Origin of the sequence: Neorhizobium galegae (genome assembly GCF_017877135.1) — a bacterium.
GTDB classification, from domain to species: Bacteria; Pseudomonadota; Alphaproteobacteria; order Rhizobiales; family Rhizobiaceae; genus Neorhizobium; species Neorhizobium galegae_A.
The window spans coordinates 122,773-147,510 of the sequence record NZ_JAGIPH010000001.1; the positions used below are offsets into that span (position 1 = coordinate 122,773).

At 61.5% G+C, this 24,738-nt stretch carries 20 protein-coding genes; 2 read left to right on the forward strand and 18 right to left on the reverse strand.

From position 1 onward, the window contains the following. Positions 1-26: 26 nt before the first annotated feature. Complete coding sequence (dnaE, locus tag J2858_RS00645; RefSeq protein WP_432443223.1) at positions 27-3,533, reverse strand: DNA polymerase III subunit alpha; 3,507 nt, start codon at positions 3,531-3,533, stop codon at positions 27-29. A gap of 183 nt (positions 3,534-3,716) precedes the next feature. Between dnaE and J2858_RS00650 the strand changes: the two genes are divergently transcribed. Together J2858_RS00650 and J2858_RS00655 are read left to right on the forward strand one after the other, a co-directional pair. Then, positions 3,717-3,920 (forward strand): hypothetical protein, encoded by a 204-nt coding sequence (locus tag J2858_RS00650; protein ID WP_210102833.1) that lies wholly within the window; start codon positions 3,717-3,719, stop codon positions 3,918-3,920. Positions 3,921-4,496: 576 nt separating this feature from the next. Next, positions 4,497-5,105 carry a DUF2026 family protein gene (locus J2858_RS00655; RefSeq protein WP_210102834.1) on the forward strand — a complete coding sequence of 203 codons (609 nt, stop codon included), beginning with the start codon at positions 4,497-4,499 and terminating at the stop codon, positions 5,103-5,105. Positions 5,106-5,376: 271 nt separating this feature from the next. On the opposite strand, the gene J2858_RS00660 is transcribed toward J2858_RS00655, so the two are convergent. The 17 genes from J2858_RS00660 to nuoF all read right to left on the reverse strand — a co-directional run bounded on the left by J2858_RS00660 (position 5,377) and on the right by nuoF (position 24,674). Next, positions 5,377-6,060, reverse strand: a complete 684-nt coding sequence (locus J2858_RS00660; RefSeq protein WP_210102835.1) for an ABC transporter ATP-binding protein — start codon at positions 6,058-6,060, stop codon at positions 5,377-5,379. Positions 6,061-6,076: 16 nt separating this feature from the next. Beyond that, a complete protein-coding gene (locus tag J2858_RS00665; RefSeq protein ID WP_210102836.1) occupies positions 6,077-7,387 on the reverse strand; it encodes a lipoprotein-releasing ABC transporter permease subunit in 1,311 nt (436 codons plus the stop codon). A 47-nt stretch (positions 7,388-7,434) separates the two neighbouring features. Further along, the gene (gene proS / locus J2858_RS00670) at positions 7,435-8,760 is read right to left on the reverse strand and encodes a proline--tRNA ligase (protein ID WP_210102837.1); all 1,326 of its coding nucleotides are present in this window, start codon (positions 8,758-8,760) and stop codon (positions 7,435-7,437) included. A 470-nt stretch (positions 8,761-9,230) separates the two neighbouring features. Then, positions 9,231-9,506: a DUF1467 family protein gene (locus tag J2858_RS00675; RefSeq protein WP_210102838.1), complete on the reverse strand. Its 276-nt coding sequence runs from the start codon at positions 9,504-9,506 to the stop codon at positions 9,231-9,233. A 144-nt stretch (positions 9,507-9,650) separates the two neighbouring features. Next, on the reverse strand, positions 9,651-10,055 hold the full coding sequence (gene mce, locus J2858_RS00680) for a methylmalonyl-CoA epimerase (protein ID WP_210102839.1): 405 nt from the start codon (positions 10,053-10,055) through the stop codon (positions 9,651-9,653). Between the two features lie 339 nt (positions 10,056-10,394). After that, positions 10,395-12,062: a ribonuclease J gene (locus J2858_RS00685; protein WP_210102840.1), complete on the reverse strand. Its 1,668-nt coding sequence runs from the start codon at positions 12,060-12,062 to the stop codon at positions 10,395-10,397. A gap of 19 nt (positions 12,063-12,081) precedes the next feature. Next, a complete protein-coding gene (locus tag J2858_RS00690; RefSeq protein ID WP_210102841.1) occupies positions 12,082-12,843 on the reverse strand; it encodes a biotin--[acetyl-CoA-carboxylase] ligase in 762 nt (253 codons plus the stop codon). Then, entirely contained in the window at positions 12,843-14,285 is a 1,443-nt protein-coding gene (gene nuoN / locus J2858_RS00695) for an NADH-quinone oxidoreductase subunit NuoN (RefSeq protein ID WP_210102842.1), read from the reverse strand. The genes J2858_RS00690 and nuoN overlap by 1 nt, the downstream gene beginning before the upstream one ends. A gap of 18 nt (positions 14,286-14,303) precedes the next feature. Beyond that, a complete protein-coding gene (locus J2858_RS00700) occupies positions 14,304-15,815 on the reverse strand; it encodes an NADH-quinone oxidoreductase subunit M (protein WP_210102843.1) in 1,512 nt (503 codons plus the stop codon). Further along, positions 15,815-17,818 (reverse strand): NADH-quinone oxidoreductase subunit L, encoded by a 2,004-nt coding sequence (gene nuoL / locus J2858_RS00705; RefSeq protein ID WP_210102844.1) that lies wholly within the window; start codon positions 17,816-17,818, stop codon positions 15,815-15,817. Before nuoL ends, J2858_RS00700 begins: the two co-directional genes overlap by 1 nt. A gap of 7 nt (positions 17,819-17,825) precedes the next feature. After that, a complete protein-coding gene (gene nuoK, locus J2858_RS00710) occupies positions 17,826-18,134 on the reverse strand; it encodes an NADH-quinone oxidoreductase subunit NuoK (protein ID WP_210102845.1) in 309 nt (102 codons plus the stop codon). A 22-nt stretch (positions 18,135-18,156) separates the two neighbouring features. After that, the gene (locus tag J2858_RS00715) at positions 18,157-18,771 is read right to left on the reverse strand and encodes an NADH-quinone oxidoreductase subunit J (protein WP_210102846.1); all 615 of its coding nucleotides are present in this window, start codon (positions 18,769-18,771) and stop codon (positions 18,157-18,159) included. A gap of 144 nt (positions 18,772-18,915) precedes the next feature. After that, on the reverse strand, positions 18,916-19,407 hold the full coding sequence (nuoI, locus tag J2858_RS00720; protein WP_210102847.1) for an NADH-quinone oxidoreductase subunit NuoI: 492 nt from the start codon (positions 19,405-19,407) through the stop codon (positions 18,916-18,918). A gap of 37 nt (positions 19,408-19,444) precedes the next feature. Then, complete coding sequence (gene nuoH, locus J2858_RS00725) at positions 19,445-20,488, reverse strand: NADH-quinone oxidoreductase subunit NuoH (RefSeq protein WP_210102848.1); 1,044 nt, start codon at positions 20,486-20,488, stop codon at positions 19,445-19,447. 10 nt (positions 20,489-20,498) lie between these two features. Further along, entirely contained in the window at positions 20,499-22,580 is a 2,082-nt protein-coding gene (gene nuoG / locus J2858_RS00730; protein ID WP_210102849.1) for an NADH-quinone oxidoreductase subunit NuoG, read from the reverse strand. Positions 22,581-22,642: 62 nt separating this feature from the next. Then, positions 22,643-23,365 carry a 5' DNA nuclease gene (locus J2858_RS00735; protein ID WP_210102850.1) on the reverse strand — a complete coding sequence of 241 codons (723 nt, stop codon included), beginning with the start codon at positions 23,363-23,365 and terminating at the stop codon, positions 22,643-22,645. A gap of 4 nt (positions 23,366-23,369) precedes the next feature. After that, positions 23,370-24,674, reverse strand: coding sequence for an NADH-quinone oxidoreductase subunit NuoF (nuoF, locus tag J2858_RS00740; RefSeq protein ID WP_210102851.1), 1,305 nt, complete (start codon positions 24,672-24,674; stop codon positions 23,370-23,372). Positions 24,675-24,738 lie beyond the last annotated feature (64 nt).

A 24,738-nucleotide genomic window follows, 5' to 3' on the forward strand; every position in this document is an offset into this window, starting at 1 on the left:
GGCCCGCCCGGACCAAGGGACCGCGATCAGACCAGTTCGACATCCAGCACGCCGGGGGCGGCGCGCAGGGCGGCGGCAATTTCCGGCGAGATGCGGTATTTTTCGGTGAGTTCCACCTCGATCTCGCGTCGCCCGTCTTCCTTGATGACGACGAAGGAGACAAGCCCGTCGCCACGGGCATTGAGGTGGCGGGCGACTGTTTTGAGTGGGCCGGAATCGCGCACATAGACCCGAAGCGCCTTCTGCATCTGCACCGACTTTTCCTCGAGCGACTGCGCCGTCTGGATGCGAAGGCCGATGCCTTCCGGCCGCTCGTCGGCCTGCACGGTGATCACCAGCGATTTGCCGGGTTCCAGAAGGTCGCGGTACTGGGCAAGCGCCTCGGAAAACAGCACCGCCTCGAACTGGCCGGTGGCATCGGAGAAGGTGACGATGCCCATCTTGTTGCCGGTGCGGGTCTTGCGCTCCTGCTTGCCGGTGACGGTGCCGGCAAGGCGCCCGGCATTGGCACCGGCTTTGACGGCGGCGGAAAACTCGGCAAAGTTCTGTACCCGCATCTTGGCGAGCACGTCATTGTAGCTGTCGAGCGGATGCGCCGAGAGGTAAAAGCCGAGCACCTGATATTCGCGCATCAGCTTTTCAGACGGCAGCCACGGATTGAAGGCGGGCAGGCTCAACCGCTCCGGCGAAGCGCTGCCACCGCCCGAGCCGAACATGTCGGACTGGCCGCTGGTCTTGTTTTCAGCCGCCCGCTGCGCATAGCCCATGACGCGCTCCATGCCGCCGATCAGTTCGGCGCGGTCGCGGCCAAAGCAGTCGAAGGCGCCGGCATAGATGAGGCTTTCCAGCACGCGGCGGTTCACCTGCTTCGGATCGATGCGCAGGCAGAAATCCTCGATGCTCTCGAAGGGTTTGTCGCCGCGCACGGCCACGATGTGCTCGACCGCCGATTCGCCGACCCCCTTGATGGCGTTCAGCGAATAGAAGATGCAATTGTCGCCCGTCTCGAACATGCGAAACGAGGTCTGGATGGAGGGCGGCACGACCTTGATACCGAGACGCGCCGCATCCTGACGGAAATCGTTGAGCTTTTCCGTGTTGGCCATATCGTAGGTCATCGATGCGGCCAGAAACTCGACCGGATAATGCGCCTTCATGTAGGCCGTCTGGTAGGAGACGATGGCGTAGGCGGCCGCGTGCGATTTGTTGAAGCCGTAATTGGCGAATTTTGCCAGAAGCTCGAAAATGTTCTTCGCCTGCGGCTTCGACACGCCGTTCTTGACGGCGCCATCGATGAAGCGCTCGCTCTGCTGGTCCATCTCCGCCTTGATCTTCTTGCCCATGGCGCGGCGCAGAAGATCGGCTTCGCCAAGCGAATAGCCGGACAGGACCTGGGCGATCTGCATCACCTGTTCCTGGTAGACGATGACGCCCTGCGTTTCCTTCAGGAGATAATCGATCGTCGGATGAACCGATTCGATCTCTTCCTCGCCGTGCTTGCGGGCGTTGTAGGTCGGAATGTTTTCCATCGGGCCGGGCCGATAGAGCGCGACCAGCGCAATGATGTCCTCGATGCAGTCCGGCTTCATGCCGAGCAGCGCCTTGCGCATGCCGACACTTTCCACCTGGAACACGCCGATGGTTTCACCGCGCGACAGCATCTCGTAGGTCTTTTGGTCGTCGAGCGGGATGGTGGCGAGATCGACGTGGATGTTGCGCTTGGCAACGAAATCCACCGCCGTCTTCAACACCGTCAGCGTCTTAAGGCCGAGAAAGTCGAATTTGACGAGGCCGGCCTGCTCGACCCATTTCATGTTGAACTGCGTGACCGGCATGTCCGAGCGCGGATCGCGGTACATCGGCACCAGTTTCGACAGCGGACGGTCACCGATCACGATACCGGCGGCGTGGGTGGAAGCGTGGCGGTAAAGCCCCTCGATCTTCTGGGCGATATCGAGAAGACGGGCAACGACCGGCTCGCGGTCTGCCTCCTCCTGCAGCTTCGGCTCCTCCTCGATCGCCTTCGACAGCGGCGTCGGATTGGCCGGGTTGTTGGGCACGAGCTTGCAGATCTTGTCGACCTGGCCATAGGGCATTTCGAGCACGCGACCGACGTCGCGCAGCGCCGCGCGGGCCTGCAGCGATCCAAACGTGATGATCTGCGCCACCTGCTCGCGTCCATACTTCTGCTGCACGTAACGGATCACCTCTTCGCGGCGATCCTGGCAGAAGTCGATGTCGAAGTCGGGCATCGACACGCGTTCCGGATTGAGGAAGCGTTCGAAGAGCAGCGAGAAGCGCAGCGGATCGACATCGGTGATGGTGAGCGCGTAGGCAACGAGCGAGCCGGCACCCGAGCCGCGGCCCGGCCCGACGGGAATATCGTGCTGCTTTGCCCACTTGATGAAGTCGGACACGATCAGGAAGTAACCGGGAAACTTCATCCGCTCGATGACCGACAGCTCGAAATCGAGCCGCTCACGATATTGCTCCTCCGTATAGCCCGGCGCCATGCCAAGCGCCTTCAACCGGTTTTCGAGACCTTCGATGGACTGGCGGCGCAGCTCCGACGATTCGGCACGTTCTGCCTCTTCGGCATCATCGGTGGCGCCGGTAAAGCGCGGCAGGATCGGCTTTCGCGTCTTCAGCACAAAGGAACAGCGACGGGCGATCTCGATCGTGTTGTCGAGCGCTTCCGGCAGGTCAGCAAACAGCTTTGCCATTTCGGCGCGGCTTTTGAGATAATGGTCCGGCGTCAGGCGAAAGCGGCTGTCATCGGAGACGATGGCATTGTGCGCCACCGCCATCAGCGCATCATGGGCATCATAATCGGACTTGGCCGGAAAGAAGGCCTCGTTGGTGGCAACGATCGGCACGTCATGGGCATAGGCAAGATCGAGCAGCCTGCGCTCGTGGCGGCGGTCGTAATTGCCGTGGCGCTGCAACTCGACATAGAGCCTGTCGCCGAAGACGGCGCGCAGGCGCAGCAGCCGCTGTTCGGCCTGCGCCCGGTGGCCATCCTTCAGCAGCGGATCGATCGGGCCGGAGGCGGAACCGGTGAGCGCAATGATACCCTCCGCACCGCCCTCCTCCAGCCAGGACAGGCGGATATGCACCGCTTGGTTGCCGCCCTCGCCGCCGAGATAAGCGCGGCTGACGAGATCGACCAGACGCTCGTAACCGATGGCATTGGAGGCCAGAAGCACGAGCGACGGCAGCTTGACGAGGCCATGGTTCGGCCCACCGCGCTTTTCGTCGCCCTGGTCCTCCATGTCGATGGAGACCTGGCAGCCTATGATCGGCTGGATGCCATCTCCAACCGCCTTTTCGGAAAATTCGAGCGCAACGAAGAGATTGTTGGTGTCGGTAATGGCAATCGCCGGCTGGCTGTCAGAGGTTGCCTTGCCGAGGATCTTTTTGAGCGGCAGCGCGCCCTCGAGAAGCGAGAAGGCCGAATGCACCCGCAGATGCACGAACTGCGGCGTTGTCTCCGCCTGCCCGCCCGTTTCCGTCATTGCGCCCAAGTCCGCCATGTTCTGCCGTCTCGCATTTCTGAATCGGCGCGATTGTCGGGCGGTGGCGTCCAAGAGTCCAGCAAAGCTTCAGACCATCAACGGAAAACGACCTCTGGTTACATCGCCATGACGAGAATGCCGAGGCTTGCGACAAAGGTCATGATGGAGGCGAAGGCTGCGACATCGCGGAGGAAATCAGTCATGATAGTGTCTCCCTTTCCGTTATGTTTTCTATTTGTTCTTATTTTGTTTTCGTTGTCAACAGCATTTTGTAAACAAGCAAAGCGCGATATTTCAAAGATGTATCAGCTTTTACGGGTGCCGCCTGATGCCAGCCTTCGCGGCGACCGGCAGGCGGACAACGGGTTTTATCCGGGCGGCGTGAACGCCCCCGGTTTCGGATGACAGATGGACCGGACGCTGAAAGCTGCCGGATGGGGGGTAGAATTTTTTGACACCTTTCAGCGCCCTGTTCGGCGGTTTTTGCGCGCGCGTGGGGTCCCTCTGCCTGACGGAAGTTTTTTAGGTTTTTGCCATCGCCGCACTCCCCTAAGTCGGGAGCGAACAGCGGGCGATGAAACCCAAAAATATCCCGCCCCATGTGTGGCGTACAGACACGCCCGGCGCGCTTGCTGGGAGATGAAACGGCAAAGCCTGTCCGGGGCCTGCCATTTCCCCCGTATCGCCGGAGGGAGACCAATTTCCGCGAGCCCGGAGCATGAGGTTTTGCGTCACCCCCTCATTCTCCGCGCCGGCCCCGCATCGCCAAAACGCCTTCTGGTGTATCCTCTGCGAGACGAGGACATTGTAGGTGAGGGTTTGAGGGGCGAGGACGAGAAAAACGTAACCCTTTGATCTCATTGACGCAGGGCGTCGGGATATCCCCGTTGTGCCCGGCGGCAGGCAGAGACGGCCGTTTACAACAAGGCCCGCCTCGCCTACTGCAAGGGCCGATAAAACCGCAACAGGCGAGCCCCGAAAATGTTGATCAAGCAGAGCGACTACCAGCGGATCTACCGCGTCATCAACAGCCTGCTGATCAACGAAAATGCCGATCCGGCAAGTGCTGCCATGTATTTTTCGACCTTCGGGGCCTTTATCCTGAAGCAGCATTTTGGCGTGAGCGCCACGCCGAAGGGCGGGCTTGCGGCCTATAATCTCGGCGGCACGGTGGTGCTGTTTGCCGATCACCGCGAGGACGGCTTCGTGACCGGCGCGGGCGAGAATTTCCACTGCTGGGTGGAAGCCGACGGCTGGGTGCTCGATTTCATGGCTCCGGCCTTCCCGCAGCGGGTGGCCGGTCTGTCCGTACCGTCAAAAATGTTCCAGAAGCCGCTTGCCGCCATGGCAGCCTCGATCAACGAACTGCACCAGTCCGGCGATTTCTTCTACCAGTCGGAGCCTGAGGCGACGGCCGCCCGTTTTGCCGGCTGGCGCAACCAGGCGATGATCGGCGACCTCGCCACGATCGCCGCGCAATGGTTCCGCAAGGCGCCGAAACAGATGCAAACGGCGCTTGCCGTCAGCGACCGGGGCGGCGTGAAGCGCAGCATTCCGCTGGTGGGGAACGGGCTTTCCGGCAGTTGGTGAGGTTGGGCGGCTGGGGCAATAAAGACCCTCTCTGGCCTGCCGGCCATCTCCCCCACAAGGGGGGAGAACCGCAGAACGGGAACCGTGTTGTGCTCAAAGTGGCTGTCCATTCGCGATGGCTAGCGATAGGGCAACATCAACTAGCCGGTGCTGGGCTGCGTAATCAACCTCCTGCGGTCTCCCCCCTTGTGGGGGAGATGGCGGCAGCCAGAGGGGGTCTTGTCCGCAAAAATCCAGAGACGGCCTTACTTCAAAGCCCCAACGCCCCGTCTCAGAACTCGACGATCTTGCCGCCATCGATGGTGACACGGCGGTCCATGCGGGCGGCGAGGTCGTGGTTGTGGGTGGCGATGAGGGCGGCAAGGCCGGATTGGCGCACCAGCGCCTCCAGCGCATCAAAGACGTAGGATGCGGTTTCCGGATCGAGATTGCCGGTCGGTTCGTCGGCCAGAAGCACCAGCGGCGCATTGGCAACGGCGCGGGCAATCGCCACGCGCTGCTGCTCGCCGCCCGACAGTTCCGACGGACGGTGCGAAGCGCGGTGGCCGATGCGCATGTAATCGAGGAGCTGGGCAGCCCGCTCCTGCGCTTCCTTTTTCGAAAGCCCGCCGATCAGCTGCGGCATCATGATGTTTTCAAGCGCTGAAAACTCCGGCAGTAGATGGTGGAACTGGTAGACGAAGCCGATATCGCCGCGGCGGATCGCCGTGCGGCGCTCATCCGGCAGATTGCCGCAGCTTTCGCCATTGATGAAGATTTCGCCTGCATCGGGATGTTCGAGCAGGCCGGCCAGATGCAGAAGCGTCGACTTGCCGGTGCCTGATGGGGCGACCAGCGCGACGATCTCGCCGGCGCGCAGCTCGAAATCCGCCCCCTTCAGGATCGACAGCACGGTATCGCCCTGACCATAATGACGGTCGACGCCGGAGAGCTTCAGAACTGTTTTGCGTGCCATGGATTTAAACGGGATCCTATTCGTAACGCAGCGCCTGCACCGGATCGAGCCGGGAGGCCCGCCATGCGGGGAAGATGGTCGCAATGAACGACAGGACAAGGGCCATGATGACGACGGTGACGGTTTCGCCAAGGCTCATTTCGGCCGGCAGCTGGCTTAAGAAATAAAGCTCCGGGTCAAACAGCACCGTCCCGGAGATCCAGGAGAAGAACTGCCGGATCGATTCGATGTTGAGGCAGACGAGCACGCCGAGCACCACGCCGGCAATCGTGCCGACAATGCCGATGGCCGCCCCGGTCATGAAGAAGATGCGCATGATGGCACCGGCAGAGGCGCCCATGGTGCGCAGGATGGCGATATCGCTGCCCTTGTCCTTCACCAACATGATGAGGCCGGAAATGATGTTGAGGGCCGCCACCAAGACGATCAGGGTGAGGATCATGAACATCACGTTGCGCTCCACCTGAAGGGCAGAGAAGAAGGTCTGGTTGCGCTGGCGCCAGTCGGTGATGAAGATCTGCCGTCCGGCCGCCTCCTCGACCTTGGGACGCAGCTCATCGACCGATTCCGGATGCTCGAGGAACAGCTCGATCGACTGCACGAGGCCATCGGCATTGAAATAGGCCTGCGCTTCGGCAAGTGGCATATAGACGATAGAGGCATCATATTCCGACATGCCGATCTCGAAGATCCCGGAGATGACATAGGACTTGACGCGCGGGCTGACGCCCATCGGCGTCACATCGCCTTCGGGAGAGACGAGCGTGATGCGGTCGCCGGCGGCAAGGCCGAGCGAGGCGGCAAGCCGCGACCCGACGAGCACGCCGTCGCCCGTGGCAAAGCCGGTGAGATCGCCCGAGCGGATATTGCCCGAGACTTCCTTCAGCTTTTCGAGATCTTCCGATCGGATGCCGCGCACCAGCGCGCCGGAACCGGCGCCCTGCTTGCCGGATGCCAGCGCCTGCCCCTCCACCAGCGGCAGCGCCATGGTGACGCCCGGAATGGCGGAGAAGCGCTTGGCGAGATCGGCATAATCATTGAGCGGCTGATCGATCGGCTGAATGATCATATGGCCATTGATGCCGAGGATGCGGGAGATGAGTTCCGTGCGAAAGCCGTTCATCACCGCCATGACGATGATGAGGGTGGCGACCCCCAGCATGATGCCGACGAAGGAAAAGCCGGCAATGACGGAAATGAACGCCTCCTTGCGGCGCGAGCGCAGGTAGCGCCAGGCCACCATGCGCTCAAAAGCCGAAAAGGGCCCGGCGGAGGGAATGACATCCGCCTGCTTTACCGTTTCGGTCACCTTTGCGGCCTTGGCCATTGTCACTCCTGTCGCTCCCGCCTCAAGGCGGTGTTGTCGTCCTGGCCTCAGGCCGCCGTCAGGCGGTTGAGGGCTGCTTCGACGGTCATCGTCTCGCGCGCGCCGGTCTTGCGGTCCTTGACCTCCACCTCGCCGGTGGCGGCCGAACGGGGCCCGACGATCAGCTGCACCGGCAGACCGATGAGGTCTGCGGTTGCGAACTTCGTGCCGGCGCGATCATCCGTATCGTCGTAAAGCACGTCGAGCCCGGCTTTTGTGAGGCCGGCATAAAGTTCGGCGCAGACGCGGTCGCAGGCTTCGTCGCCGGGCTTCATGGTGATCAGCATGGCATCGAACGGGGCAACCGATTGCGGCCAGATGATTCCGTTCTCGTCATGCGAGGCTTCGATGATGGCGGGAACAAGGCGGGTCGGGCCAATGCCGTAGGATCCCATGTGGACAAGATGTTCCTTGCCGTCCGGACCCTGCACCTTGGCGCCCATCGGCTCGGAATATTTCGTGCCGAAATAGAAGATGTGGCCCACTTCGATGCCGCGCGCCGACAGGCGATCGCCTTCGGGGATGGCGGCAAATGCATCGGCATCGTGCATCTCGGAGGTGGCGGCATAGACCGAGGTCCATTTGTCGAAGATCGCCTGCAGGCCGGCGACATCGTCGAAATCGGTGTTTTCCGACGGGATCTCGAACTCGGTGAAACTTCTGTGGGAAAACACTTCCGATTCGCCCGTATCGGCCAGAATGATGAATTCATGGCTGTGATTGCCGCCGATCGGGCCGGTGTCGGCGCGCATGGGGATGGCGCGCACGCCAAGGCGGGCGAAGGTGCGCAGATAGGCCACGAACATTTTGTTATAGGAATGCAGCGCGCCTTCCTTGGTGAGATCGAAGGAATAGGCATCCTTCATCAGGAATTCGCGCGAGCGCATGGTGCCGAAGCGCGGACGGATCTCGTCGCGGAACTTCAGCTGGATATGGTAGAGGTTGAGCGGCAGGTTCTTGTAGGACTTGACCGACGAGCGGAAAATGTCGGTGATCATTTCCTCGTTGGTGGGACCGTAGAGCATGGGGCGCTCCTGGCGGTCCTTGATGCGCAGCATTTCCTTGCCGTAATCGTCGTAACGGCCGCTTTCCTGCCACAGCTCCGCCGATTGCAGCGTCGGCATCGACAGCTCGATGGCGCCGGCGCGGTTCTGCTCTTCGCGAACGATCTTGTTGACCTTGTCGAGCACCCGCTTGCCGAGCGGAAGCCACGAATAGATGCCCTGGCTCTGCTGGCGGATCATGCCCGCCCGCAGCATCAGGCGGTGCGAGACGATTTCCGCTTCCTTGGGATTTTCCTTCAGGATCGGCATGAAATAGCGGGATAGACGCATCACGGGTTCCGGGTTCTGGGGCCGTTCCTAAAGGCTTCAGGAATCGGCGCATGACTGGATGATAATGGGCTGGCTTCATAGCGGTTTCGCGGCTGCAAGGGAACCCGCATCGTGGGACCCCACAACCGCCAATCAAATCAGCTCAGCTGTCGGCCGCCCCGATTGCGCCACGAATGTGACAAGGGGACATTTATTTTCGTCAACAGAATAATTTTAGCAAAGTGTAGCAAAACTGCCAAAAATCCTAGTGACAAAGCCCAAACGTTAAGCTAACTTCGGCTCATAAAAGAGGCAGGGAGTTCAAATTTCTGCCATTCGCGGTCAAGTCTTGGGAGGATCAGATCTTAGGCGCGCATGCACGCTGCCCCGGCAACGGTTAAGGATCACGCGACATTTAAACAAGGCTGCAAAGCCTTGTTTTTTTTTGATTATCACAAACCCGACCGAGTGATAGATCAGGCTTTCCGCTCTCAGGTGCGGCCGAAATCGGGAACGATGCGCGGCAGCGAATTCATCGAAAATCCGAAATAGGTCGAAGCCAGATACCAGGCGCCATAAATGAGCGCCGAGGCAATCGTGGTCATCAGCACCACGCGCCCGCCGCGAAAGCGCGCCGGCGCACTTTCCACCGTTCCAAGCACCACGTCCTGCTCATCGCCCTGCGTGCGAAGGCCAATCGGCAGTATGGCGAACAGCGTGATCCACCAGATGACGAAATAGACTGCGAAGGCCGATAGGAACTGCATTTTTCTGAAATCTCCTGCCCGGGCGATCTGTAGCATGAGGCACACAGACGGCGAAAGAGCGGATGGGTGGACGTGGTGTCACAGCTGCGTCAGTCTCCGCCGGATGCGGCCACACCTTGGGGTGAGGCCTTCCCTTGCGTGAGGTCACACCTCTTCGAGTTCCACCAGCGTGCCCAGGAAATCCTTGGGATGCAGGAAGAGCACCGGCTTGCCATGGGCGCCGATCTTCGGGTTTCCATCGCCGAGCACGCGGGCGCCGGCGGCCACCAGCTGGTCGCGGGCGGCCAGAATGTCGGCCACCTCGTAGCAGATATGGTGCATGCCGCCGGCTGGGTTCTTGGCGATGAAACCGGCGATCGAGGATTGGTCGCCGAGCGGTTCCAGGAGCTCCACCTTGGTATTGTCGAGCTCGACAAAGACGACGGTCACGCCATGCTCCGGCAGCGCCTGTGCCTGCGAGACGCGAGCGCCCAGCGTATCGCGATAGACGGTGGTGGCAGCCGCCAGATCCGGGACGGCGATGGCAATGTGATTGACGCGGCCGAGCATGGTGTTTTTCCTACAATCCTTTGGTCGAGGCGTTGGAGTACGACCAGTCCAAGGCTGGCCCCCTGGCCTTGCAAGGTCAAGTCAACAGCATAGGGGCGAAGACCCCTCCCAAACCCTCCCCACAAGGGGGAGGGCTTAACCCGGCTGCACCCTCTGATGCAGGGCCAGACGCCTGCCACGTCTGATCTCCCCCCTTGTGGGGGGTCCGAAGGACGGGGCGAGACCCGTGGCTCGACCCCGGTTGGCCCGGCAGGGCAGAGAGGGCCTTTTTTCCGTGCGGTACCTCACACACGGGGAGATCAGATCGGGCAGTCCTTCAGCTCAGCCACGGGCAAAGTATCAAACCTTGCTGACAAACACCGTGACCACCGGCTTCTTGCCCCAGGCGACGTTGGCCGTGGAGCGGATGGCGCGGCGCACGGCCTCCTTCAACGTGGCGAGATCCTTGCGGCGGCTGCGCGGAATGCTTTCGACGGCACCCAGCACGGCATCATAGAGCGTGTCGGCCATGTCCTCGCCCTCGTCATCGAATTCCGGCAGGCCGAAGGGTTCGACATCGGGGTCGGCGAGGAAATCATACTTGGCGTCGAGCAGGATATTGACCGAGACATGGCCAACATAGGCCAGTTTCTTGCGGTCGGATATGCCCATTTCGTCGATATCGCCGATGAGCTTGCCATCCTTGAAGACGCGGCCGTGCGGCACGTCATCGATGACCTGCACCGGGCCCGGGGCAAGGCGCAGCAGGTTGCCGTTGCGCACCTTTGGCACGGTCTTGATGCCGGCCGACAGCGCAAGCTCGGTCTGCGCCGTCAGATGCGCTGCCTCACCATGGACGGGCACGAGAACTTCCGGGCGCACCCAGTCATACATCTGCAAAAGCTCGTTGCGGCGCGGGTGGCCCGAGACGTGGACGAGGCCCTGCTGGTCCGTGACGATCTTCACGCCCTGCTCGATGAGGCCGTTCATGATTTCAAGGATCGGCTTCTCGTTGCCGGGGATAGCGCGCGAGGAAAACACCACCGTATCGCCCGCCGTCAGCGCCACATGGCGCATCTCGTCGCGGGAAATCTTGGCAAGTGCCGCACGCGCCTCGCCCTGGCTGCCGGTCAGGATGATGACCACCTTGTCGCGCGGGATATAGCCGTATTCGTCTTCAGCGATGAAGGGTTTGAGGCCCTCCATGATGCCGATATCGCGGGCGACGCCGACGACACGCTTCAGAGAAGAGCCAAGCAGCAGCACTTCGCGGCCGGCAGCTTCCGCCGCCTGGGCAATCGAGCGGATGCGCCCGACATTCGACGAGAAAGTGGTGATCGCCACGCGCCCTTCGGCGTTCTCGATGATCTGGCGCAGGCCCTCCGACACTTCCTGCTCCGACGGCGAGACACCTTCGCGCATGGCATTGGTGCTGTCGCACATCATCGCCAGCACGCCCTCGTCCCCCACGGCACGGAAGCGCGCCTCGTCGGTGAGCGGGCCGAGCGACGGATCAGCGTCGATCTTCCAGTCGCCGGTGTGGACGACATTGCCGAGCGGCGTGCGGATGACCAGCGACATCGGTTCGGGGATCGAGTGATTGACGCCGATGGCCTCCACCTCGAAGGGACCGACATTGATGCGGTCTCCGGCATTAAACAGCGTGATCGGGATCTCGGCGCGCGAGCCTTCGTAATCGCGCTTGGCTTCCAGCATGCCGGCGGTGAAGCGCGAGGCATAGACCGGCACGTTGAGGCCCGGCCACAGATCGTTCAGCGCGCCATAATGGTCTTCATGGGCGTGGGTGATGATGATGCCCTTCAGGCGGTCGCGCTGCTTTTCGAGAAAGCGGATATCGGGCAGCACGAGATCGACGCCGGGCAGATCGAGCCCCGCAAAGGTGACACCGCAGTCGACCATGATCCACTGGCGCTGGGAGGCTGGCCCATAGCCATAGAGCGCGAGATTCATGCCGATCTCGCCCACTCCGCCCAGCGGCAGAAAAACCAGTTCGTCCTGTTTGGCCATTCACATACTCATTTCGAATTCAAAGGAAAAAGACATCGCCGGCCGCAATCGGCATCGTGGTGTTTCCAGTATCGAGTAGCAGAAGTCCCCGATCATCGATACCGGCAAAACGCCCCTCAATGGAACGATCCGGCAAATTGACGCGAATCGGTTCCCCGATACCACAGGCGACACCGCGCCAGCGGGCCGTGACCTGATCCACCGCCCGCCCCTCGTCCCAGAGGTTTAGAACCTCGGTCATCTCGCGGTAGAGATGGGAGAACAGTTCCTCGGGCAGAAGATGGGCGCCCTGCTCCTCGAGAGAGGTGACGCCATAGGGCGCATCGGCCGGCCGGTGGCGCATGTTGATGCCGATGCCGGCGACCAGCGCCCGACGGCCATCCGAGAGCCCCTCGCCTTCGAGGAGAATGCCGCAGGTCTTCTTGCGGCCGATCAGTACGTCGTTCGGCCACTTGATCTGCAGCGCCTCGGCCCCTTCCGGCAGCACCGAGCGCAGCGCGCCGTGAACGGCGAGTGCGACGGCAAGCGGCAGGGACGCCAGCTGTTCGGGCGGGGCGGGATCGATCAGGAGAAGCGAGGCGTATAGATTGCCGGTCTCGGAGGACCAGGAGCGGCCGCGGCGGCCGCGGCCTGCCGTCTGGCGCGTTGCGGTGACCCAGAGATTGCCCGGGTCACCCTGCCTGGCGCGCTCCAGGCATTCGGTATTGGTCGACGTAACCTCGCCCAGCGGCTCGTGGCGGAAGGTATCGAGGGAGTAACGGCTCCCTCGCCTTGTCGTCATCAAAAGAAGGCCCTTGCCGCAGCCGTGGCTGCTGTGCCGACCGGTCCACCGAAGAGGACATAGCCGGTCACGAAGAGGCCCGACAGGCCGAAGACCAGCCGCAGTTCGCCGGCCGTGCGGCCGAACTCGCCGGTGGCGGCATCGAACCACATCACCTTGATGACGCGGATATAGTAGTAGGCGCCAACAACCGAGGCCAGAACGCCGATGATGGCCAGCATGTAGAGCTTGGCTTCAATGGCGGGCAGGATGACGAACCACTTGGCCCAGAAGCCGGCGAAGGGCGGAATACCAGCGAGCGAGAACATCAGCGCCGTCATGACGAGCGCCATGAAGGGATTGGTGGACGACAGGCCCGCCAGATCGTCGATGTTTTCGACAGCACCACCATCCTTGCGGCGCATCGACATGATGCAGGCAAAGGTGCCGAGCGTCATGACCATGTAGATGAGCATGTAGAGGGCGACGCCGGAAATGCCGGTTTCGGTGCCCGACGCCAGACCAACCAGCGCATAGCCCATGTGGCCGATGGAGGAATAGGCCATCAGGCGCTTGATGTTCTTCTGGCCGATGGCGGCAAAGGAGCCGAGCAGCATGGAGGCGATCGAGATGAACACGATGACCTGCTGCCAGTCATGGAAGATCGGCATGAAGGCTTCGGTGACGACGCGCACCAGCACCGCCATGGCGGCAACCTTGGGGCCCGAGGCGAAGAAGGCCGTCACAGGCGTCGGCGCACCTTCGTAAACATCCGGCGTCCACATGTGGAAGGGCACGGCCGAGATCTTGAAGGCAAGGCCTGCCAGCATGAAGACGAGGCCGAATACAACGCCGAGCGAACGGGTTTCAGCGGTCAGCACGGCAGCAATGTTATCGAGGCCGGTATTGCCGGTGAAGCCGTAGATCAGCGACATGCCGTAGAGCAGCATGCCCGAGGACAGCGCGCCGAGGACGAAATATTTAAGGCCCGCTTCCGAGGAGCGCAGGCTGTCGCGGTTGATGGCGGCGACGACATAGAGCGCCAGCGACATCAGCTCGAGGCCGAGATAGACGGCGATCAGGTCGTTTGCCGAGATGAGCAGCATCATGCCCAGGGTGGCCAAAACGAGCAGGACCGGGAATTCGAAGCGGTCAAGCTGTTCCGAGCGCGCATTGCCGACCGTCATCACCATGGCGGTGATGGAGCCGATGAGCGAGATCACCTTCATGAAGCGGCTGAAGGAATCAAGGATGAAGACGCCGCCCCAGGCTTCGCCTTCCACAGGCACGAGAACGAGCCAGAGGCCCGCGGCAATCAGAATTGCCACGGCAAGGCCGGTGACCGTCGGCGCCGACCGGTCACCCGAGAAGACGCCGATCATCAGAAGCGCCAGCGCGCCGACCGCAAGGATCAGTTCGGGCGTCGAGATCTGCAGGCTCGCAAGCAGGATTTCAGCAGTCATGTCCAGTCGTGTCCCGTCTCAGTGCACCAGGAGTGCAAGTTTCCCGGCTGCCTGCAGGGCAGCGGAGTAGTTATTGATCAGCATGTCGACCGAGGCGGCCGTCGCATCGAAGACCGGTGCGGGATAGACGCCGAAGAAGATGGTGAGCACGACCAGCGGATAGAGAATGACCTTCTCGCGGGTGGACAGATCCAGGAGCCCCTTCAGGCTTTCCTTTTCGAGCGCACCGAAGATCACGCGGCGATAGAGCCAGAGCGCATAGGAGGCCGACAGGATGACGCCGGTGGCGGCAAACAGGGCGACCCAGGTGTTGACCCGGAAGATGCCGATGATCGTCAGGAATTCGCCGACGAAACCGGACGTGCCCGGCAGGCCGACATTGGCCATGGTGAAGATCATGAAGGCGACGGCATATTTCGGCATGTTGTTGACGAGGCCGCCATAGGCCGCGATGTCGCGGGTGTGGAGCCGGTCATAGATCACGCCGACGCAGAGGAAGAGCGCGCCCGACACGATGCCGTGCGACAGCATCTGGAAGATGGCGCCCTGCAGGCCCTGCTGGTTTGCCGCAAAGATGCCCATGGTCACGTAACCCATGTGGGCGACCGAGGAATAGGCGATCAGCTTCTTGATGTCTTCCTGCATCATCGCGACCAGCGAGGTGTAGATGATGGCAAGCACCGACAGCGCAAAGACGAAGGGCGCGAAGTGTTCGGATGCCAGCGGGAACATGGCGAGCGAGAAACGGATGAACCCGTAACCGCCAAGCTTCAGCATGACACCGGCCAGAATGACCGAGCCTGCTGTCGGCGCCTGCACGTGGGCATCCGGAAGCCAGGTATGCACCGGCCACATCGGCATCTTCACCGCAAAGGAGGCGAAGAAGGCAAGCCATAGCCAGGTTTGCAGACCTGCCGGGAAGCCGAACTTCAACAGTTCCGTCACGTCCGTCGTGCCGGCCTGCCAGTACATGGCCATGATGGCGACCATCATCAGCACGGAGCCGAGCAGCGTATAGAGGAAGAACTTGTAGGAGGCGTAGACGCGATCCTTGCCGCCCCAGACGCCGATGATGATGAACATCGGCACGAGCGTCGCTTCGAAGAAGACGTAGAAGAGAACGATGTCGAGCGACACGAAGACGCCGACCATGACCACTTCCAGAAGCAGGAAGGCGATCATGTATTCCTTCAGGCGCTTTTCGACCGACTCCCAGCTTGCAAGCACGCAGAACGGCATGAGGAAGGTGGTGAGGATGACGAACAGCATGGAAATGCCATCGACGCCGAGATGATAGGAAATGCCGGTTCCGAGCCAGGAATGCTTTTCCACCATCTGGAAACCGGAGTTGGAATTGTCAAACCCGATCCAGATGAACAGCGAGACGAGGAAGGTGAAGACCGTCGTCAGAAGCGAGACGTTCAGAATATTGCGGCGGCCGAACGGGCCGTCCTCCCGGGTGAGCAGGAGAAGCACCACACCGACGAGCGGCAGGAAGGTGACCGTGGAAAGAATAGGCCAGTCGGTCATCAGATTGAACTCCCGAGCATCATCCAGGTGACGAGGGCGGCGATACCGATCAGCATCGCGAACGCATAGTGATAAAGGTAACCGGTCTGCAGGCGAACCACACCGCGGGTGATATCCGCAACGCGCGCCGCGATGCCGTTCGGACCATAGGCGTCGATGACGCCGACATCGGCCTTCTTCCAGAGGAACCGGCCAAGGGCCTTGGCGGAGCGTACGAAGAGGAAGTCATACAGCTCGTCGAAGTACCACTTGTTCAACAGGAACTGGTAGAGGACACGGTGGTTTTCGGCCAGACGCTTCGGGGTGGAAGGCGACTTGATGTACATGTACCAGGCGGTGACGAAACCGGTCAGCATGGCAATGAACGGGCTCCACTTCACCCAGACGGGCACGTGGTGGAACTCTTCGAGGATCTCGTTGTGTTCCGAGGTGAAGAGCGCGCCCTTCCAGAACTCGGAATATTCCTCGCCGAAGAAATGGCCTTCGAAGACGACGCCGGCGAGAACCGCACCGATGGTCAGCACGGCGAGCGGGAAGAGCATGATCATCGGGCTTTCGTGCACGTGATGCATGACATCCGACGAGGCGCGCGGCTTGCCGAAGAAGGTGAGGAAGGCGAGACGCCAGGAATAGAAGCTGGTGAAGAGAGCAGCGACCACCAGGAGCGTGAAGGCAAAGCCCGACAGCGCCGAATGGGAGGCGTAAGCCGATTCGATGATGACGTCCTTGGAGAAGAAGCCGGCAAAGCCGAACATCGTACCCGGGATGCCGACGCCGGTCAGCGCCAGCGTGCCGATGGTCATGGCTGCAAACGTATAGGGGATGTGCCTCCAGAGGCCGCCCATGTAGCGCATGTCCTGCTCGCCATCGACCGCGTGGATGACGGAGCCGGCGCCCAGGAACAGCAAGGCCTTGAAGAAGGCGTGCGTGAAGAGGTGGAAGACGGCAGCCCCATAAGCCCCGACGCCGAGCGCCACGAACATGTAGCCGAGCTGCGAACAGGTGGAATAGGCGATGACGCGCTTGATGTCGTTCTGCACGAGGCCGACGGTTGCCGCAAAGAAGGCGGTGATCGCACCGATGAGGGTGACGAACAGCAGCGCGTTCGGCGACAGTTCGAAGATCGGCGACATGCGGGCGACGAGGAAGACGCCGGCGGTCACCATGGTTGCGGCATGGATGAGCGCCGAAACCGGCGTCGGGCCTTCCATGGCATCCGGAAGCCAGGTGTGCAGCAGGAACTGCGCCGACTTACCCATGGCCCCCATGAACAGCAGCAGGCAGACGCCGGTGATCGCATGGGCTTTGTCGAGATGCATGCCGAAGAGCGTGATGACGGCCTGCCCAGCGTCAGCGGCACCTTCCGCCGGCAGATAGGTCGCGGCCGAGGCAAAGATCGTGTCGAAGTTGATCGAGCCGAACAGCACGAAGACGCCGGAAATGCCGAGCACGAAACCGAAGTCGCCGACGCGGTTGACGATGAAGGCCTTCATGGCAGCCGCAGAGGCCGAGGGCTTCTTGAACCAGAAACCGATGAGCAGGTAGGACGCAAGGCCCACGCCTTCCCAGCCGAAGAACATCTGTGCCAGATTGTCCGACGTGATCAGCATCAGCATGGCGAAGGTGAACAGCGACAGATAGGCGAAGAAGCGCGGCCGATGCGGATCGTGGTGCATGTAGCCGATCGAATAGAGATGGACGAGCGTCGAGACGGTGTTGACCACGACGAACATGATCGATGTCAACGTATCGATGCGGAAGGACCAGTCGAATTCGAGGCCGCCGGACTGGATCCAGCGCAGGACCGAGACCTTGATGACCTCGTGGCCTTCGCCGCCATGGGCGAGCGCCACGTTGAAGAAGACCACCCAGGAAAGGATGGCCGCAACGATCATCAGACCGCTGGTGACATATTCCGATGCCTTGGCGCCGATCTGGCGGCCGAACAGGCCGGCGATCAGGAAGCCGATCAGGGGAAGAAAGACGATAGCCTTGTAGATCATGACCTGATCAGCCCTTCATCATATTGATGTCTTCAACCGCGATGGAGCCACGGTTGCGGTAGAAGACCACGAGAATTGCAAGACCGATCGCCGCTTCCGCTGCGGCAACGGTCAGAATGAACAGCGCAAAGACCTGGCCGGTGATATCGTTGAGGAAGGACGAGAACGCGATCATGTTGAGGTTGACCGACAACAGGATCAGTTCCACCGACATCAGGATGATGATGACGTTCTTCCGGTTGAGGAAGATGCCGAAGACGCCGAGCGTGAAGAGAATGGCGCTGACCGTCAGGTAATGAGAAAGTCCGATTTCCATATTCGCTGTTCCTTGATCGCGCTCAGATGCCCTGGCCCGGCTTGACCTTGACCACCTCGACAGCCGTTGCCGGCGTGCGGGCGACCTGCTTGGAGATATCCTGGCGCTTGACGTTTTCCCGGTGACGCAGCGTCAGCACGATCGCGCCGATCATGGCGACGAGCAGAACGAGGCCGGAGACTTGGAAGAAATAGACGTAGTGCGTGTAGAGCACGTCGCCGAGGGCTGCCGTATTGGTGCGCACCGCAGGCGACGGGATCGGCATGGTGATCGACTTGGCCGCTTCCGGCGACAGCACGCTGCCGCCGATGACCAGCACCAGCTCGGCGGCGAGGATGAGCCCGATCAGCGCGCCGACCGGCGCATATTGCAGGAAGCCGGAGCGCAGCTCTGCAAAGTCGATGTCGAGCATCATCACGACGAAGAGGAAGAGAACCGCGACCGCGCCGATATAGACGACGAGCAGGATCATGGCGAGGAATTCAGCCCCGGTGAGCAGGAAAAGCCCGGCGGAATTGAAGAAGACCAGGATCAGGAAGAGCACGGAATGCACCGGGTTCCTGGCCGAGATGACCATGAACGCCGACGCCACCGCGACGAAGGCGAACAGATAAAAGAAAACAGCCTGCAAACCCATTGTGGTGCCTTTTCGTCTTCCCCGGAAGGGCTCTTATCCCCGCCGTCAAAACCCGGCGGTCGCATACCAGCCAGGCCTCATGCTTGTGGTCGATCCGGCACTTTTCAAGCACCGGCAGTGTCAATCAGAACCGCGATCGGGCGATCAGCGGTAGGGTGCATCGATCGACAGGTTGCGCGCAATTTCGCGCTCCCAGCGGTCGCCATTGTTGAGCAGGCGTTCCTTGTCGAAATACAGCTCTTCGCGGGTTTCCGTCGCGAATTCGAAGTTCGGGCCTTCGACGATGGCATCCACCGGGCAGGCTTCCTGGCAAAAGCCGCAATAGATGCACTTTACCATGTCGATATCGTAACGCACCGTGCGGCGGGTGCCGTCGTTGCGGCGCGGGCCGGCTTCGATGGTGATCGCCTGGGCAGGACAGATCGCCTCGCACAGCTTGCAGGCAATGCAGCGCTCCTCGCCATTGGGATAGCGGCGAAGGGCATGCTCGCCGCGGAAGCGCGGGGAGACGGGTCCCTTTTCGAAGGGATAGTTGATCGTGGCCTTCTGCTTGAAGAAGTAGCGCATCGACAGGAAAAACGCCCCGACGAACTCCTTCAGAAACAGCGAACTGACGGATTGTGCCAGACTTGCCATGTTAGTCTCCAATTCAGCCGGGAGGCAGCGCCAGAAATCAGGCGCCGGCCGTCAGCTTCAGAACGAATGCAGTAATGATGACCATGACCAGCGACAGCGGCAGAAACACCTTCCAGCCGAGACGCATCAACTGGTCATAGCGATAGCGCGGAACGAAGGCCTTCACCATGGCGAACATGAAGAAGATGAAGGTGGCCTTGATCAGGAACCAGATGATCCCCGGAACCCAGTTGAGGAACCAGACATCCACCGGCGGCAGCCAGCCCCCGAGGAACAGGATGGTCGTCAGCGAGCACATGAGGAGGATGGCGGCATATTCGCCGAGCATCAGCATCATATAGGGAGCCGAGGCATATTCCACCATGTAACCGGCGACCAGTTCCGATTCCGCTTCCGGAAGGTCGAAGGGCGGACGGTTGGTTTCGGCAAGACCCGATATGAAGAAGATGATGAACATCGGGAAGAGCACGAGCCAGTGCCAGTCGAGGAAGGACGGCGGCAGACCGATCATGGTGCCGATGCCGGTCTTCTGGGCGATGACGATGTCGCTGAGGTTCAGCGAACCGACGCAGAGCAGCACCGTGACGATGACGAAGCCGATCGACACTTCATAGGACACCATCTGGGCGGCAGACCGCAGCGCGCCGAGGAACGGGTATTTCGAGTTCGACGCCCAGCCGGCCATGATGATGCCATAGACTTCGAGCGAGGAGATCGCAAAGACGTAGAGGATGCCGACATTGATGTTGGCGATCACCCAGTTCTCGTTGAGCGGAATGACCGCCCATGTTGCGAGCGCCAGCGTCACCGACACGAGCGGCGCCAGCAGGAACACGCCCTTGTTGGCGCCCGACGGAATGATCGGCTCCTTGAAGACGAACTTCAGAAGGTCGGCGAAGGACTGGAACAGGCCGAAGGGACCGACCACGTTCGGGCCGCGGCGCAGCTGGACGGCTGCCCAGATCTTGCGGTCGGCCAGAAGGATATAGGCGATGAAGACCAGAAGGCAGACGAGCAGCAACAGGGACTGACCGATCATCACGATCGCCGGCCAGAGATAGGTCGAGAAGAAAGAGTCCATGATTGTGCCTTTACTCTGCCGCAGCCTGGAAATTGTTGCGGGCCAGTGCCGAACACTCCGCCATCACCGCCGAAGCGCGTGCGATCGGGTTCGTGAGATAGAAGTCTTTGATGACAGACGCAAACCCGGACTTGCCCAGGCTCACCGGTTTTTTGGCAAGCGTTGCAATATCGTCCGCAGCACCGGCCGCGATCTCGTCGAGTTCGGCGAAATGCGGATATGCGGCATAGAGCTTGGCGCGCAGCTGCGACAGCGAATCAAACGGCAGCTTCTTGCCGAGCACGTCCGACAGGGCACGCAGGATAGCCCAGTCTTCGCGCGCCTCGCCCGGGGCGAAACCGGCGCGGTTGCCCATCTGGACGCGGCCTTCGAGGTTGACCCAGGTGCCGGACTTTTCCGTATAGGTCGCGCCCGGCAGGATGACGTCGGCATGGTGGGCACCGGCATCGCCGTGGCTACCGATATAGACGGTGAACTTGGCGTGCTTGGAGGTGAATTCCATCTCGTCGGCGCCGAGCAGGAAGAGAACATCCATGGAGCGCAGCATGGTGGCGGCATTGGAACCGTTCGGACCCGGCACGAAGCCGAGATCGAGACCACCGACGCGCGAGGCTGCGGTGTGCAGGACGCCAAAGCCGTTCCACTCTGCCGAGACAGCGCCAACCGAGGCAGCAAGGCTTGCGGCTGCGGCCAGAACGCCTTCCGCATCGTCGCGCACCAGCGCACCGGAGCCGACGATGATCATCGGCTTCTTGGCCGCACGCAGCTTCTCAAGGAAGCCATGCGAACCATTGACGAGATCCGACAGCGTATCCGTGCCGGCGCCGAGATACTCGTAACCGTAGCGCATGTCGCCCCCCTCCCCGATCACGCCGATCGGGAAGTTGCCGCGACGCCAGCGCTTGCGGATGCGGGCGTTCATCACGGCCGCCTCGTAGCGCGGGTTGGCGCCGATGAGGAGAAGCGCGTCGGCCTGTTCGATGCCTTCGATGGTCGGGTTGAAGATGTAGCTGGAGCGGCCGAGCGACGGATCGAGCTTGGCGCCGTCCTGGCGGCAATCGAGGTTCTGCGAGCCGAGCGCGGTCAGCAGTTCCTTCAGCGCATACATTTCCTCAACGGAGGCGAGATCACCGGCAATCGCACCGATGCTGTTACCGTTCGTGGCCGATACGGCCGTCTTGATGGCGGCGAAGGCTTCGCCCCAGGTTGCCGGCTGCAGGCGGCCGTCGCGGCGCACGTAAGGCCGGTCGAGGCGCTGCGTCTTCAGGCCGTCCCAGATGAAGCGGGTCTTGTCGGAAATCCATTCCTCGTTCACCGCCTCGTTGACGCGCGGCATGATGCGCATGACTTCGCGGCCACGCGTATCGACGCGGATCGCCGAACCGACCGCATCCATGACGTCGATCGATTCGGTCTTGCCGAGTTCCCACGGACGGGCTGTAAACGCGAACGGACGCGAGGTGAGCGCGCCGACCGGGCAAAGGTCGATGACGTTACCCTGCAGTTCCGAGGTCATGGCATGTTCGAGATAGGTGGTGATTTCGGCATCCTCGCCGCGGCCGATGAGGCCGAGCTCGGAAATGCCGCCGACTTCCGTCGTGAAGCGGACGCAGCGCGTGCAGTGAATGCAGCGGTTCATCACCGTCTTGACGAGCGGGCCGATATACTTGTCTTCGACCGCACGCTTGTTTTCCGTGTAGCGCGAGGCATCCATGCCAAACGCCATCGCCTGGTCCTGCAGGTCGCATTCGCCGCCCTGGTCGCAGATCGGGCAATCGAGCGGATGGTTGATGAGCAGGAATTCCATCACGCCTTCGCGGGCCTTCTTGACCATCGGCGTGTTGGTGTAGACTTCCGGCAGTTCGCCGTTCGGGCCGCCGCGGATATCGCGCACGCCCATGGCGCAGGAGGCTGCCGGCTTCGGCGGGCCACCCTTTACCTCGACCAGACACATGCGGCAGTTTCCGGCCACCGAAAGGCGTTCATGGAAACAGAAGCGCGGCACTTCGGCTCCGGCTTCCTCGCACGCCTGCAACAGCGTGAAGTGATCCGGAACCTCGATCTCTTTACCGTCAACCTTGAGCTTTGCCATCGTCACTTACGTCCTGTTTCCAGTCCCCTGCCCTCATTGAGAAAAGGCAGCGACACATTCCGTCACCGCAGCAGTTTTTTTGCCTGCGCGATCCAACCATCTTTCGCAATGCGGCCATCGAGCTCAAGCTCGCGGTCGAAATGCGCTACATCCTCGTCCGTCCAGGCGGCGATCTGCGCAAAGCGCGTCACGCCCATGCCGTTCAGCATGTCTGCCAGTTTCGGACCGATGCCGGCGATCGTCTTCAGATCGTCGGCGGCCTTTTGTCTCTTTGGCTGTGCCTTTGCGCCAGCCTTTGTTCCTGCCGGCTTTTCCGGCTTTTCTGCCTTGGCCGGGGGAGTCGCAACGACCTTCGCCTTTGCCTTGGCGGCCCGAACCGGCTTCGGCTGTGGCACAGCCTTTGCCGTTTCGACAGCACTTTCAGCCTTGGCGGCAGGCTTTGCAGCCTTGCGCACCGGAGCGGGCTTTGCCGTGACCGGCGTTGCCTGCGTCTCGGGCGCGGCGGCCTCCACCTTCGCTTCCGGCTGTGGCGCCGTCTCCGGGGCCTTCGCCTTTGCCTCCGGCGCGGGCCGGGTGGCTGCCTCCATGGAGGCCTGCATCATGCCGAAGAAGGCATTGGCAAACTGAGCGCCGATCGCCATGCCGGCGGCCGTTGCAGCAGCCATCGCCGCCATCGGATTGTGGAGAGACTTGGCAGAGGCCTCGTCGGCAAAAGGCAAGGTGAAGCCGAGCGGCGATTTGTCCGCTGCCTGGTCCTTGTCCTTCTTGTCCGGGCCGTCCGCCATGATCTTACTCCGCAGCCTCCAGAACGGCACCCTCGCGGGTGGCGTTTGCCGTGTACTGATCGATGCGTGCCTCGATTTCCGGACGGAAATTGCGGATGAGGCCCTGGATCGGCCAGGCCGCCGCATCGCCGAGCGCGCAGATGGTGTGGCCTTCGATCTGCTTGGTCACCTGCAGCAGCATGTCGATTTCGCGCTTCTGGGCATTGCCCTTCACCATGCGCTCGACGACGCGCATCATCCAGCCGGTGCCTTCGCGGCAGGGCGTGCACTGGCCGCAGCTCTCATGCTTGAAGAAGGCCGCGATGCGCCAGATCGCCTTGATGATGTCCGTCGACTTGTCCATGACGATCATGCCGCCGGTGCCGAAGGAGGATTTCACCTCGCGCATGCCGTCGAAGTCCATGATGGCATCCTTCATGTCCTCGCCCTTGACGACCGGACAGGAGGCGCCACCGGGGATGACGGCGAGAAGATTGTCCCAGCCGCCGCGGATGCCGCCGCAGTGATGCTCGATGATCTCACGGAAGGTGAGGCCCATCTGCTCTTCGAAGGTGCAGGGCTTGTTGACGTGGCCGGAGACCATGAACAGCTTGGTGCCGACATTGTTCGGACGGCCGAAGGAGGAGAACCAGGAGGCGCCGCGACGCAGGATGGTCGGTGCTACGGCAATCGATTCGACGTTGTTGACCGTGGTCGGGCAGCCATAGAGGCCCATATTCGCCGGGAACGGCGGCTTCAGGCGCGGCTGGCCCTTCTTGCCTTCGAGGCTTTCGAGAAGGGCCGTTTCTTCGCCGCAGATATAGGCGCCGGCGCCGTGATGGACGTAGACGTCGAAATCCCAGCCGCACTTGTTGTTGGTGCCGAGAATGCCTGCGTCATAGCACTCGTCGATCGCCGCCTGCAGGGCTTCGCGTTCGCGCATGTATTCGCCGCGCACGTAGATGTAGGCCGTATGCGCGCCCATGGCGAAACCGGCAATCACGCAGCCTTCGATCAGCGTATGCGGATCGTGGCGCATGATTTCGCGGTCCTTGCAGGTGCCGGGCTCCGATTCGTCGGCATTGACGACGAGATAATGCGGACGACCATCCGATTCCTTCGGCATGAACGACCACTTGAGACCGGTCGGGAAGCCGGCGCCGCCGCGACCGCGCAGGCCCGACGCCTTCATCTCGTTGATGATCCAGTCCCGGCCTTTTTCGATGATCTCGTTCGTGCCGTCCCAGTGGCCACGGCTCATGGCGCCTTTCAGCGACTTGTCCTTGAGCCCGTAGATGTTGGTAAAGATGCGATCCTGATCTTTCAACATGACCTATTCCACCAGTCCGCGGCCACTTTCGGCCGGCTTTTCAATTCTGTGATGCGCCCGGAGG

Bases quoted from the DNA above. Each gene is read 5' to 3' on its own strand.
- dnaE (WP_432443223.1), bottom strand. From the start codon at position 3,533: ATGGCGGACTTGGGCGCAATGACGGAAACGGGCGGGCAGGCGGAGACA.
- J2858_RS00650 (WP_210102833.1), top strand. From the start codon at position 3,717: ATGATAGTGTCTCCCTTTCCGTTATGTTTTCTATTTGTTCTTATTTTG.
- J2858_RS00655 (WP_210102834.1), top strand. From the start codon at position 4,497: ATGTTGATCAAGCAGAGCGACTACCAGCGGATCTACCGCGTCATCAAC.
- J2858_RS00660 (WP_210102835.1), bottom strand. From the start codon at position 6,060: ATGGCACGCAAAACAGTTCTGAAGCTCTCCGGCGTCGACCGTCATTAT.
- J2858_RS00665 (WP_210102836.1), bottom strand. From the start codon at position 7,387: ATGGCCAAGGCCGCAAAGGTGACCGAAACGGTAAAGCAGGCGGATGTC.
- proS (WP_210102837.1), bottom strand. From the start codon at position 8,760: ATGCGTCTATCCCGCTATTTCATGCCGATCCTGAAGGAAAATCCCAAG.
- J2858_RS00675 (WP_210102838.1), bottom strand. From the start codon at position 9,506: ATGCAGTTCCTATCGGCCTTCGCAGTCTATTTCGTCATCTGGTGGATC.
- mce (WP_210102839.1), bottom strand. From the start codon at position 10,055: ATGCTCGGCCGCGTCAATCACATTGCCATCGCCGTCCCGGATCTGGCG.
- J2858_RS00685 (WP_210102840.1), bottom strand. From the start codon at position 12,062: ATGGCCAAACAGGACGAACTGGTTTTTCTGCCGCTGGGCGGAGTGGGC.
- J2858_RS00690 (WP_210102841.1), bottom strand. From the start codon at position 12,843: ATGACGACAAGGCGAGGGAGCCGTTACTCCCTCGATACCTTCCGCCAC.
- nuoN (WP_210102842.1), bottom strand. From the start codon at position 14,285: ATGACTGCTGAAATCCTGCTTGCGAGCCTGCAGATCTCGACGCCCGAA.
- J2858_RS00700 (WP_210102843.1), bottom strand. From the start codon at position 15,815: ATGACCGACTGGCCTATTCTTTCCACGGTCACCTTCCTGCCGCTCGTC.
- nuoL (WP_210102844.1), bottom strand. From the start codon at position 17,818: ATGATCTACAAGGCTATCGTCTTTCTTCCCCTGATCGGCTTCCTGATC.
- nuoK (WP_210102845.1), bottom strand. From the start codon at position 18,134: ATGGAAATCGGACTTTCTCATTACCTGACGGTCAGCGCCATTCTCTTC.
- J2858_RS00715 (WP_210102846.1), bottom strand. From the start codon at position 18,771: ATGGGTTTGCAGGCTGTTTTCTTTTATCTGTTCGCCTTCGTCGCGGTG.
- nuoI (WP_210102847.1), bottom strand. From the start codon at position 19,407: ATGGCAAGTCTGGCACAATCCGTCAGTTCGCTGTTTCTGAAGGAGTTC.
- nuoH (WP_210102848.1), bottom strand. From the start codon at position 20,488: ATGGACTCTTTCTTCTCGACCTATCTCTGGCCGGCGATCGTGATGATC.
- nuoG (WP_210102849.1), bottom strand. From the start codon at position 22,580: ATGGCAAAGCTCAAGGTTGACGGTAAAGAGATCGAGGTTCCGGATCAC.
- J2858_RS00735 (WP_210102850.1), bottom strand. From the start codon at position 23,365: ATGGCGGACGGCCCGGACAAGAAGGACAAGGACCAGGCAGCGGACAAA.
- nuoF (WP_210102851.1), bottom strand. From the start codon at position 24,674: ATGTTGAAAGATCAGGATCGCATCTTTACCAACATCTACGGGCTCAAG.